This window comes from Aquabacterium humicola (assembly GCF_030167915.1).
Classification (GTDB): Bacteria; Pseudomonadota; Gammaproteobacteria; order Burkholderiales; family Burkholderiaceae_C; genus Pseudaquabacterium; species Pseudaquabacterium humicola.
Map to the genome: position 1 here is coordinate 880014 of NZ_JARGNB010000001.1, position 12254 is coordinate 892267.

Below are 12254 nucleotides of genomic sequence, written 5' to 3' on the forward strand. Positions count from 1 at the left end.
GGCCCCGGGGCTTCGCGGCCGGCTGCCGCGTCAATCGGCCGGCAGGACGGACAGCTCGGCGGCGCTGGTCCAGCCGTTGCGCCACACCTCGTCCAGCGCGGTGAAGCGGAAGTAGCGCGCCGTCACCGGCTGGAAGCGCACCCGTTGCAGGTCGGGGTTGTTGCGCACGTTGGCGAAGTGGCCGCGCTCGATCGCCGTGTGCCAGCGTGTGCCGTCCTCGCTGGTCTCGAAGCGGAAGTTCTCGACCGTGCCGTTGAGCATGCCGTCCTGCCGCGGCAGGTAGGCGACGCCGCCGATGCGGTGCGCCTGGCCCATGTCGACGGTGATCGCGTGCGGCAGCTTCAGGTCGCTGCTCCAGCGCGTGTGCCAGTGGGTGGACGAGTCGCCGTCGATCGCCAGCATCGCGCCGTTGGCGCCCTGCGTCACCTCCTCGCTGTCGACGGCCACCACCTTCCAGCCCTGCGGCGACAGGCCGGCGAAGGTGCGCGAGCCGACCACACCCAGCCGCCCGTCGGGCAGCACGCGCGCGGCCTTCACGATGCCGCTCGAGGTGAGCGTCAGCGGCCCGGCGTAGACGGCCGAGTCCAGCGTGGGCGGCGTGCCGTCGGTGGTGTGCACGATGCGGCCACCGGCGGGGTGGCTGATGCGCACCGAGCCGTCGCCGCCGCGATCGCCGATGGTCGGCGGCAGCAGGTCGACCGACTGCTTGTACAGCGCCACCTCGGCCAGCGTGGGCTGAAGCCGCGCGCCGGTGATGCGGATGCGCAGGCGATCGGTGCTCACCGGCTGCCGCAGCCGGATCAGCCGCTTGTAGCCGACGGTCGTCAGCGCGTCGCTGCCGACCTTCTCGGCCGTCACCCAGGCGCTGCCGTTCCAGGTCTCGATCACGAACGACTCGATGCGCTGGCTGCGGCGGTCCACCGCCTCCTGCAGCGAGATCACGTCGAAGCTCCTCGGCTGGGGCAGCTGCAAGGTCAGCGTGCCGTCGCTGCGGCCGGGGGCGGCTTCCCACCAGGTGTCGAGCCGGCCGTCGAGCGCGGCGCCGGCGCGGCGCCCGCGCGCCGCATGATCGGCCGTCACCTTCGCGCCGGCGGCCAGGTTGCGCGCGAAGGTCTCGCGCACGATCTCGGCCATCTGGCCCAGCGCCTGCACCTGGTCGTCGGGCACCAGGCCGCGGTGGTCGGGCGACAGGTTGAGGATCAGGTTGGCGTTGCGGCCGATCGACGCGTAGAAGATGTCGACGAGTTGGGTCACCGGGCGCGGCTGCTTGTCGCGTGCCCAGAACCAGGCCCCGTTGGCGAGCAGCGTGACGTTGGTTTCGGCCGGGTACCACCAGAGGTGCGAGCCGGGCTTGAGCTGCGCGCGGCTGCCGAGGTCGGCGCCCTGCCAGTCGGGCCAGTCGAATCTCGCCGGCGCCGTCGGCAGCGGGATCACGCTCCACTCCGTCGCGCGGCCGTACCCGCTTTCCGTGCCGACCCAGCGCACGTCCGGGCCCTTGCCCATGATCACCGCGTTCGGCTGCAGCCGGCGGATCAGGTCGTACCAGGCGGCATAGTCGTAACGCTCGGGCACGCTCGGGTCGGGATTGGCGCCGTCGAACCACACCTCGTGCACCGGGCCGTACTCGGTGAGCAACTCGTAGAGCTGGTTGAGGAAATAGCGGTTGTAGTCGTTGACGTCGTAGCGGAACGACCCGAAGCCGGGCGTCGGCGGGCGCCCCTGGGACGGGTCGCTCGTGAAGCGCGCCGGGTCGGTGGGGATGGTCGACGGCCGCTTCGCACTGCCGTTGCCGTAGTAGCCGGCCGGATTCTTCGGATTCGTCCTGAGCTGGTACAGGTCGGCGGGCGACAGGTAGATGCCCAGCTTCACGCCGGCGGCGCGCGCAGCGTCGGCGACCTCGCGCACCAGGTCGCCCTTGCCCGCGCGCCAGGGGCTCGCGGGCGTGGAATGCCCGGAATAGCGCGTCGGCCACATCGAGAAGCCGTCGTGGTGCTTGGCCACCAGCACGAGCAGCCTGCCGTCGAGTTGCTTGACGGCGCGCAGCCATTGCGTCGCGTCCAGCGCCGTGGGGTTGAAGATCGCCGGGTCCTCGCGCCCGCTGCCCCACTCCACTTCGCTGAAGGTGTTGACGCCGAAGTGCAGGAAGAACGTGCGCTCCAGCCGCATCCACGCGCGCTGGTTCGCACGCGGCAACACCTTGGCCGCCTTCTCGACGACGACGGCCTGGCTGTCGCCTGGCTCGATCACGTGTTCGTGGGCATAGGGAACGACAGGCGCGGCCATGCCCGCGCCGGCCCCTGCCAGGGGCGCCGCGAGCCCGCAGGCCAGGACGATGGAGGCTGTGGTCTTCAAGGGCAATCTCAGTGCGCCGGCACGCCGGTGGTCATCGTGGTCTCGAAGGCGCCGGTCATTCCGGCAGGGGGATGTCGCGCTCGACCATGTAGCTGCCGTCCACCGCCGCGACCCCGGTGCCGGGCTGTCCGGAGCCCACCGAGATCTGGTAGCGCCCGGGGACCAGCCTGCGCCGGCCGTCGGCGCTGACGAAGCTCAGGTCGCGTGGCGACAACGTGAAGCTCACGGACTGCGACTGACCGGCCGCGATCGTCACCCGCTGGGCGCCGCGCAGCGCGTGGCGTGGCGCGCCGTCGAAGGCGGGCGGCGTGATGTAGAGCTGCACCACCTCGTCGCCGGCGCGCGCGCCGGTGTTGTGCACGCTGGCCGTGACACGCAGGCCGTTCTCCGCCGCACCGCGCTCGGGCGCGACCTGCAGGCCGGTGTAGCCGAAGCGGGTGTAGCCGAGGCCGTGGCCGAAGGGGTACACCGGCGTGCCGCCGAAGTAGCGGTAGGTGCGGCCCTTCATGCGGTAGTCGTCGAACGGCGGCAGCTCGTCCACGCTGCCGTGGAAAGTGAGCGGCAGCCGGCCGCCCGGGTCCGCCTGGCCGGCCAGCACCTGGCCGATGGCCAGGCCGCCCGCCTGCCCGGGGTACCAGGCCTGGAGGATGGCCGCGGCGTTCGCCTTGGCCCAGCGCAGGTCGACGACGCTGCCGCTCATCGCCACCACCACCAGCGGCTTGCCCAAGGTCTGCGCGAATTCGAGCAGGCGGCGCTGGTCGGCCGGCAGCGCCAGCGAGGTGCGGTCGCCGCCCGAGAAGCCATCGACGGTGATCGGCATCTCCTCGCCTTCGATGTCCGAGGTCAGGCCGACCGCAGCGACCACCACGTCGGCGCGGGTCACCGCCGCCTTCAGCTCGGCCTGCAGGTCGGTGGCGATCCGTTTCCACAGCAGGCCCGGCGTCGGCCCGACGCCCGGCTCGGACTCCAGCCGCACGGCATAGCGGCGGCCCTTCTCCAGCACCACGTCGCTCAGCCGCGGCGGCTCGTTCCAGCCGGAGTAGGCAGCCACGCGGATGCCGTCGCCGCCGGTGGCCACCTCGCCCTTGAGGCCGGTCATGCCGATGCGATAGGTGCCGCTCTCCGGCGGCACGAGGAAGCCTGTCCACACCACCTTGTGGCGCCCGCCGACCTCGCGCACCTGGTCGGCATTCGAGACCACGTGTGTCTCCACCCGGGTCGCCGCAGGCGCCGTTTCATAACCCCCATCGGACGCGGCATGGTGGTAGTCGGCCCTCAGGCCTGGACGGCCCTCCGGCGTCAGGAAGGCGGCGGCGGGAACGGGATCGCCGTCGGTGATCGAGGGCGTGAAGGGCACGTGCGTGATGCGGGCCTGCGGCAGGGCCCGGCGCAGGCCGTCCAGCACCGATACCGCGGCCAGCGTGCGCTCGGAGGAGTAGTTGCCGCGCAGCACGCGCGTGCTGTCGCCGTGCGGCCCGATCAGCGCGATGCGCGCCCGCGAGGCCAGCGGCAGCGTGCCGTCGTTCTTCAGCAGCACCAGGCTCTTGACGGCACTCTCCAGGGCGAGCGCCGCATGCGCGGGCGTGCCGATGGCACTGGCCGGCACGGGCGTCTTCTGCACCACGCCGGGCAGGTCGCCGGTGCGCAGGCGCGCGGACAGCAGGCGCACCAGCGCGCGGTCGATGTCGGCGTGGCTGATCAGGCCCCGCTCGAGCGCCTGCCGGTAGTGGCCGCGGAGCTGCGGCGCCTTCGACCACACGCCGGTGTGGCACTCGTTGTCCACCCCGGCGCGCAGGGCCGCGGCCGCGCCGGCCACGGGATCGGGCGCGAACTTGTGGTGCAGGTCGATGTCCTGCACCGCGTCGCAATCGGACACCACGTAGCCCTGGAAGCCCCAGGCGCCGCGCAGCTTGTGCTTCAGCAGCGGCCCGTGGGCGCAGGCCGGCAGCCCGTCCACGCGGTTGTAGGCGCACATCGTCGAGCCCGCCTGGGCGTCGACGATCGCGGCCCGGAAGGCCGGCAGGTAGCTGTCTTCCAGGTCGTGCGGCGAGGCGAACACGTTGGCCGAGTGGCGCGTCGATTCCGGCCCGCTGTGCACGGCGAAGTGCTTGGGCGTGGCGATGACATCGGGCTGGTCGGGGTCCCGGCCCTGCATGCCGCGCACGTAGGCCACGCCCAGCATCGCCGTCAGGTGCGGGTCTTCGCCGTACGTCTCCTGGCCGCGCCCCCAGCGCGGATCGCGGAACAGGTTGATGTTGGGCGCCCAGGTGTTCAGCCCGGGGCCCGGGCGGCCGCTCTCGCGGCCCAGCGCATGCAGCGCACGCACCTCGCGGCTGATGGCCTCGGCCACGCGTTGCACCAGCGGCGCGTCGAAGGTGGCGCCCAGGCCGATGGGCTCGGGGAAGTTGGTCGTGGGCACGATGCCGATGGCACCGTGCAGCGATTCCGTCCACCAGTTGTAGAACGGGATGCCCAGCCGCGGCACCGCGGGCGCCACGTTGAGCAACTGCTCGATCTTCTCGTCCGTGCTCATGCGCGCCACCAGCGCGGCGGCCTGCGTCTCGGCGAGCCGGCGCACCGGCGACGCCGGCGGCTGCCCATCGGCGGCATGGGCGTCGAAGGCGGTCACCAGGACCGCGCAAGCCAGGGCCAAAGCCGCCCTCGTCGCCCTCGTCGCCCTCGTCGCCCGCGGGCCCGGCGCCGGCAGGACGCGGGCGTCGTGCACCGGTTTCATCGCCGCGCCGCGTCGACGATGGCGGCCAGCACGTCCGGCACCTTGGGCTGGGCCGTGTGGCGGTCGATCAGCTCGCCGGTGTCCCACCACACCGGCACCAGGTCGTGGCGGACGATGGCGCGCGTGATGCTCTGGGCCCAGGCCTTGCGGTAGGGCGCCATGCCCGGGTAGGCCGGCTTCACGTAGGCGCCGTACTCGCCCACCAGCACCGCGACCCCGCGGTCCACGAAGTGCGCCTTCAGGCGGCGGAACTGCTCATCGGCCGCGGCTTCGCTGGCCCAGGCCTCGGTGGCGGCGGGGTCGGTGGCGCCGGCGCCCCACTGCCAGATCTTGCTGTCGCCGTTGAGCGTGAAGTTGTACGGATCGTAGAAGTGCACCTCCATGAACAGGCGGTTGGCGATGCGGTCACTGGGCAGGGTGTTGTGGGCCAGCGTGTACGCCACGTTGGTCCAGTAGCCCTGCACGATCAGGTGGCGCGCGGCGTTGTTGCCGCCGGTGGCCCGCACCGTGTCCACGAAGGTCTGGTTGAAGCTGTTCTGCACCGCGGCGTACTCGGGCGTCGGCCCCTGCCAGGTGCCCTCCTGCCCCACCTCGTTCGTGCCGGCGAAGAGCAGCCGGTCGTCGAACTCCTGGAAGGCGCGGGCGATCTGGGCCCAGTACGTCGTGATGCGTGCGTTGATCGACGCCTGCTTGTCGTAGGTCGGGTGGTTCATCCACCCGCCGTCCCAGTGGATGTTGACGATGGCGTAGAGGCCTGCGTCGAGCGCGTGACCGACCACCTGCTTCACATGGGCCATCCATGCCGCGCCGATCCGGCCCTGCACGTCGGCGTACTGGGTCCAAGCCACCGGAATGCGCACGCTGCGGAAGCCGGCCGCCTTGTAGGCCTGCATCAGCGCGCGCGTGGGCGGCGGATTGCCCCAGGACGTGGCCTCGGGAATCGCCTCCAGCGTGTTGCCCAGGTTGATGCCGGGCGACATCTCGCGCGAGATCTGCACGCTGGTCAGGTTGCGCATGCCCGCGCTGCCGACGGTGCCGGCGCCGGCCTCCGCCGGGCCCGCAGAGCCCGAGCCGTTGCCCGTGCCGCCGCAGCCGGACATCAGGCCGCCCAGCGCGAGCGGTGCCGTGCCCACGAGGATGGAAAAGCGTCGTCTCTCCACTGATCTCTCGAAGTATCAAGCCCGACGGCATGTTAGTTCGAGCGTCGAATGAATCAACTGCGTGCAAACACCTAGCCTGCGTTCCGGACGTCGGCGGGTCGATGATCGGCCCCGGGCAAGGGGGCCGGCCCCGGGTCAACGGAGGGCGTAGCTCACGCTCAGGTAGAACGATCGACCGCGCGGATCGGCGTAGGTCGGGTCGTAGCCGGCCAGGAAGTAGTAGGCCTGGTTCGAGAACGGCGGCGCCTTGTCGGCCAGGTTCAGGATGCCCGCGCGCAGCTTGAGCTGCTTGTTGACGCTCCAGCTGCCCGTCAGGTCCCACAGCGAGTAGGCCGACACCTTCCGCGACGGCAGCAGCTTGTCGCTCACCGGGTCGTAGGTCGTGTTCTGGTCGGTGTAGCCGGACGAGTACTGGTTCGCCAGCGTCAGCGAGACGGGGCCCCGGTCCCAGCCGAACGACAGCCGGTGCCGCCAGCGCTGGATGACCTGGTCGTTGAGGAACACGCCGAGGTTGCTGCGGTACGGCTCCAGCGGGCCGAACTGGCGGTCGTACTTCAGCACCACGGTGCCGTTCAGCGCCGCGCTGAAGCGGCCCGCGGCCGTCATGTCGCCGCGCCACTCGGCGCCGAGGTCGACGCCGGCGGTCTTCAGCCGGCCCTGGTTCTCCTTGCGCAGCAGGATGTTGGTGATGAAGCCGTCGGCATCGCGCTCGATGTAGGTGCCGTTGTACTTCTCGGGGCTCTCGACGATCACCTGCTCGCCCAGCGTGCTGATCACGTCCTTCTTGTCGATCGCCCACCAGTCGATGCTGACGTTCAAGGTACGCGTCGCCTCGAATACCAGGCCCAGCGAGACCTGCTGCGACTTCTCCGGCTTCAGGTCCGGATTGCTGCGCCGCTCGACCGGCCACTGGTCGGTGCACAGGTCGATCGATCCCTCCTGCGCGACGCACTGCGGGTCGGTGAGGAAGCTCGACGCCGAGCCGAAGGTCGTCGGCCGCTTCAGGTCGGCCAGCGACGGCGCCCGGAAGCCGGTGTTCGCCGACGCCCGCACCAGCAGCGCCTTCGACGGCTGCCAGCGCAGGCCGACCTTGGGGTTGGTGGTGCTGCCGACCTGGCTGTAGCGGTCGTGGCGGATCGCGAACTGCGCCTCCAGCGACTTCGTGAACGGCGCGACCAGCTCGGCATACACGCCGCGCACCTGGCGGCTGTCGCGCGTGGCGACGATGCCTTCGACGTCGCCCGAGGCCGAGCGGTCGCCGGCGATGTTGTTCGACAGCAGCAGCGCCGACGGCGTGAAGCTGGTCGTCTCGCGGCGCAGCTCGCCGCCGACCGCCAGCGCCAGGTCGCCGCCGGCGAGCTGCCCGATCGCCTTCGACAGCTTCAGGTCGACCGCCTCGGTGATGCCCTTGGACTTGCGCGCCTCGTCGTTCACCTTGATCTGCGCGAGGCGCTCCAGGCCCTCGGCCGACGAGGTGCCGAACGGATTGATCACCCCGCTGCGCACGGCCGCATTGAACTCGTTGAAGAGCACGTAGCCGTCGACGTACTTGTCCACCGCCCGGTTCTCCGCGCGGCTCAGCGCGGTGTCGTAGTCCCAGCCGGCCACGGTGCCGACCGCGCCGACCACCAGCCGCTGCGCCTCGCTGGTCACTTCGTTGGTACGGTTGCCCGCCTCGGTCATGCGGTAGCGGATGCCGCTGAACGTGCCGTTGGGGTTCTGCGCCACCAGCACCGAGCGGTACGGGTCGGGCAGCAGGCTGACGGGCAGGTTGCGGATGCGGATCGGGTTCGGGCTCAGCCGGTAGTCGGTCTTGGCCTGCGCCTGCACGACTTCGGCGAACAGCTGGTGGTCGGACGCCAGCTGCCAGGTCGCGCGGCCGACGAAACCGATCTTCTCGGCCTCGGGATAGATCTCGGTGTCCTGCATGTAGTCGTAGCTGCAGGCGAGCGGGCCGCCCGGCCCCTGCGGCGCATGCACGGTGGCCGGCGGGTTGCAGCCGGGCGCCGACGGGTTCAGCCGCGTGCGCGTGGTGCCGGCCGGCAGCACGCCGGCGGCGATCAGCGCGTTGCGCTGCGCGCTCGAGATGTCGATGTTCGCCGGCCAGGTGTTCGACGACATCAGCGCCGGCAGTGTGCTGGCCAGCGCGCGTTCGGCCACCCAGTCGCGCTGCGTCGAGCGCAGGCTGTCGAGCTTCTGCACGTCGATCACGCCGAAGACGTTGAAGCGGTCGCTGGCGAGATCGCCGAAGCCGGCGGACAGCGTCGCGGTCTTCTTGCCGGCGCCGCCGTGCTGGGTGTCCGCGAAGGACGCCGCCACCTCGACGCCGCGCCAGTCCTTGCGCGTGATGAAGTTGATGACGCCGCCGATCGCGTCGGTGCCATAGATCGCCGAAGCGCCGTCCTTCAGCACCTCGACGCGCGCGATCGCGCCGGCGGGAATGTTGTTCAGGTCGACGCCCGCGTTGTCGCCGGGCGACGCGAAGTTCGCGAGCCGCCGCCCGTTCAGCAGCACCAGCGTCGACGACACGCCGATGCCGCGCAGGTTCGCGCCGTTGAAGCCGCGCTGGCCCGAGGTGCCGTCGGTGATGCTGACGCCGTCGGACAGCGGCGCGGTGTTCGCGCTGATCGTCTTCAGCAGCTCGGCCGCGGTGGTCGCGCCGGTGCGGTCGATGTCCTCGCGCTTGAGCACCTGCACGGGCAGCGCGGTCTCGCCGTCGATGCGCTTGATCGACGAGCCCGTCACTTCGACGCGCTGCGGCCCGGCCTCCTGCGCGTGCGCGGCGGTCGCCGCCATCGCACAGGCCAGCAGCATCGCGGCCTGCGACGCGGGACGAAGCGGCCAGCGGCCGCGGTGGAGGGCGAGGCGGCCGGCGGCCGTAGAGGAATGCATGCGCATGGGGGTCCTGCCGTGGGTTGGGAATCGACTGGCGGCGGACTCTACGAACGGCGCTGTCCGGCGGTAACCGGGTGCACACCGAGCCGTCGCCGCATGAAAAGTCGTCGTCGCTTTCGCGAAAACAGCATCGCCGGCGCACCACCCGACGCGACCCGCCGCTTCACCGCAGGCGACACGCAGTTGCCGCGATCGGTCATCGCGCCAGCAGTCGCGGGGGAACCCGGTGCTGTCGCGCGGCCGGCGCTGGCAGCATCGCGGCCCGTTGGCCTTGTCAGGCCGCTTTGCCCCCCCGACCGATGACCTTCCTGTCCACCCGCCGCGTTTGGTTCGCGATGCTGCTCGCGCTGCTCACCAGCGCCTGTGCACTGGCCCAGTCCGACCCATCGAAGCCGGCCGGAGTTGCGGTGCCGATCGGCGGCGCGCTGAAGGTCGACAACGATGCCGTCTGGTCGCGCCTGGTGCAGCTGACCGGCGGCCCGGGCTCGCGCTGGGTGGTCTTCGCGACGGCCGCCGGCAACCCGGAGAAGTCCGGCGCGCAGATCGCCGACGCACTGAAGCGCCGCGGCGCGGACGTGCAGGTGATCCCGGTGGCCCCGCGCCTGAAGGGCATCGACCTCGACGCCGAGACGAAGAACCCGCGCTGGATCGACGCGGTGCGCGCCGCGCGCGGCGTGTACTTCTCCGGCGGCGCGCAGGAGCGCATCGTCGATACGCTGCAGCCGGGCGGCCGGCCCACACCGCTGCTGCAGGCGGTGTGGGACGTCTACCGCGGCGGCGGCGTGGTGGCCGGCAGCTCGGCCGGTGCCGCCATCATGAGCACGCTGATGTTCCGCGACGCGCAGGACGTGATGCGCGTGATGAAGGGCGCGCTCGCCGAGGGCCGGCAGATCGACCGCGGCCTCGGCTTCGTCGGCCCCGATCTCTTCGTCGACCAGCACTTCCTCAAGCGTGGACGCGTCGGTCGCCTGCTGGCGCTGATGGACGCCAAGGGCTACCGGCTGGGCCTGGGCGTCGACGAGGACTCCGCGGCCATCATCCGCGGCGACGAGGTCGAGGTGATCGGCGCGAAGGGCGCGCTGCTGGCCGACCTGTCCGAGGCCACCAGCGACCGCGCCCTCGGCGCCTTCAACCTGCGCGGCGCGAAGCTGAGCTACCTCGATCGCGGCGACCGCGTGAACCTGAGGACACGGGTCGTGACGCCCTCGCCGCAGAAGGCGGCGGACCTGCGCATCGACCCGAACGCGCCCGGCTTCAAGCCCTACTTCCCCCGCGTGCCCTACCCGCTGGACATGCTCGGCGACACGACGATCGCCAACGCGATGGCGCAGCTGCTGGACAGCCCCGAGCGCGAGCTGCGCGGGCTGGCGTTCGACGCGCGGCCGCCGGCCGACGATCCGCAGCCGGCGCTCGGCTTCGAGTTCCGCCTCTACAAGGGCGCCGACACGCTGGGCTGGTTCACCGGCAGCTTCGGCGGCGAGGACTACACCGTCGCCAACCTGTACCTCGACGTGCTGCCGGTGCGCGTGCAGCAGCCGCTGCACCGGCCGTGGACACGTTGAACCCGCCCCCCTGCCTTCCTGAACCACCGGAGACCCCGATGACCCAACGCCGCCCCCTCGTCAAGATCCTGCTGGCCGGCGCCGTGCTGCTGGCCGGCAGCGCGTTCGCCCAGCCGTCCAAGCTGCGCCTCGGCGTCGAAGGCGCCTACCCGCCCTTCTCCGAGGTCGGCCCCGACGGCAAGCTCAAGGGCTTCGACATCGACATCGCGATGGCGCTGTGCGCGGAGATGAAGGTCGAGTGCACGCTGGTGCAGCAGGACTTCGACGGCATGATCCCGGCGCTGAACGCGAAGAAGTTCGACGCCATCGTCGCGTCGCTGTCGATCACCGACGAGCGCAAGAAGGCCGTGGCCTTCAGCGACAAGTACTACAAGACGCCCAACCGCATGATCGTGCGCAGCGCGGCGAACCTCACCGTCAGCCCCGAGGGGCTGAAGGGCAAGCGCATCGGCGTGCAGCGCGCGTCGATCAACGACCGCTTCGCGACCGACACCTTCAAGGGCAGCGAGATCGTGCGTTACGCCAAGCAGGACGAGATCTACCTCGACCTCGCCGCGGGGCGGCTCGACGCGACGCTGGTCGACGCGGTGGCCGCCGATGCCGGCTTCCTGAAGAAGCCGCAGGGCAAGGGCTTCGCCTTCGCCGGGCCGGCGTACGTCGAGCCGGCCTACTTCGGCCATGGCGCGGGCATCGCGGTGCGCAAGACCGACACCGAGCTGGTGCAGCGCCTGAACCGCGCGATCGCGGCGATCCGCTCCAACGGCACCTACCAGCGCATCCAGGACAAGTACTTCGACTTCGACATCTACGGCGAGGCGTCGAAGTGACGCGACGCGCGGCCTGAGTCCCCGGACGACGAGATGCTGCACGGCTACGGTTTCGCCCTGCTCGAAGGCGCCGCGATGACGCTGGCGGTGGCGCTGTGCGCGCTGGCCATCGCGCTGGCGTTCGGCATCGCCGGCGCCAGCGCCGCGCTGTCGCGCCACCGCGCCGCGCGCGCGCTCGCCGCCGCGTACACGACGGCGATCCGCGCGGTGCCCGACCTCGTGCTGATGCTGCTGGTGTTCTACGGCGGCCAGATGCTGGTCAATGACCTGGCCGAGCGCGCCGGGCGCGAACCGGTCGACGTCGACCCCTTCGTCGCCGGCGTCGCGACGATCGGCTTCGTCTTCGGCGCCTACCTCAGCGAGACCTTCCGCGGCGCCTTCCTGGCGGTGCCGCCCGGCCAGGCCGAGGCGGCACGCGCCTTCGGCTTCACGCGCTGGCAGGTCTTCGCGCGGGTGGTCGCGCCGCAGATGCTGCGCCACGCGCTGCCGCCGCTGGCCAACAACTGGCTGGTGCTGCTCAAGAGCACGGCGATCGTCTCGGTGATCGGCCTGACCGACCTGATGCACCGCGCCGGCCTGGCCGCCGGCGCGACGCGCGAGCCGTTCCTGTTCTATGCCGCGGCGGCGCTGGTGTACCTGGGCTTCACGACACTGTCCGAGGCCGGCTTCGCGCTGCTGCGCAGGCGGCTCGCGGTCGGCACGCGGCGCACCGACTTCTAACCCC

The 12254-nt window shown here is 71.4% G+C and carries 7 protein-coding genes; 3 read left to right on the forward strand and 4 right to left on the reverse strand.

What is annotated here, in order from left to right:
• Positions 1 to 30 precede the first annotated feature (30 nt).
• The 4 genes from P1K89_RS03895 to P1K89_RS03910 all read right to left on the reverse strand — a co-directional run bounded on the left by P1K89_RS03895 (position 31) and on the right by P1K89_RS03910 (position 9138).
• Positions 31 to 2352: a discoidin domain-containing protein gene (locus P1K89_RS03895; protein WP_284615049.1), complete on the reverse strand. Its 2322-nt coding sequence runs from the start codon at positions 2350 to 2352 to the stop codon at positions 31 to 33.
• A gap of 55 nt (positions 2353 to 2407) precedes the next feature.
• Complete coding sequence (locus P1K89_RS03900) at positions 2408 to 4981, reverse strand: glycoside hydrolase family 3 C-terminal domain-containing protein (protein ID WP_284615050.1); 2574 nt, start codon at positions 4979 to 4981, stop codon at positions 2408 to 2410.
• A 101-nt stretch (positions 4982 to 5082) separates the two neighbouring features.
• Complete coding sequence (locus P1K89_RS03905) at positions 5083 to 6246, reverse strand: glycoside hydrolase family 5 protein (RefSeq protein ID WP_284615051.1); 1164 nt, start codon at positions 6244 to 6246, stop codon at positions 5083 to 5085.
• A 135-nt stretch (positions 6247 to 6381) separates the two neighbouring features.
• The gene (locus P1K89_RS03910; RefSeq protein ID WP_284615052.1) at positions 6382 to 9138 is read right to left on the reverse strand and encodes a TonB-dependent receptor; all 2757 of its coding nucleotides are present in this window, start codon (positions 9136 to 9138) and stop codon (positions 6382 to 6384) included.
• Between the two features lie 302 nt (positions 9139 to 9440).
• Here P1K89_RS03910 and P1K89_RS03915 point away from each other — a divergent pair, with 302 nt between their 5' ends.
• The 3 genes from P1K89_RS03915 to P1K89_RS03925 are packed head-to-tail and all read left to right on the forward strand — an operon-like array spanning position 9441 to position 12250.
• Positions 9441 to 10703, forward strand: coding sequence for a cyanophycinase (locus tag P1K89_RS03915; RefSeq protein ID WP_284615053.1), 1263 nt, complete (start codon positions 9441 to 9443; stop codon positions 10701 to 10703).
• A gap of 38 nt (positions 10704 to 10741) precedes the next feature.
• The gene (gene aotJ / locus P1K89_RS03920; RefSeq protein WP_284615054.1) at positions 10742 to 11530 is read left to right on the forward strand and encodes an L-arginine-binding protein AotJ; all 789 of its coding nucleotides are present in this window, start codon (positions 10742 to 10744) and stop codon (positions 11528 to 11530) included.
• Between the two features lie 33 nt (positions 11531 to 11563).
• Positions 11564 to 12250: an ABC transporter permease gene (locus P1K89_RS03925; protein ID WP_284615055.1), complete on the forward strand. Its 687-nt coding sequence runs from the start codon at positions 11564 to 11566 to the stop codon at positions 12248 to 12250.
• Positions 12251 to 12254 lie beyond the last annotated feature (4 nt).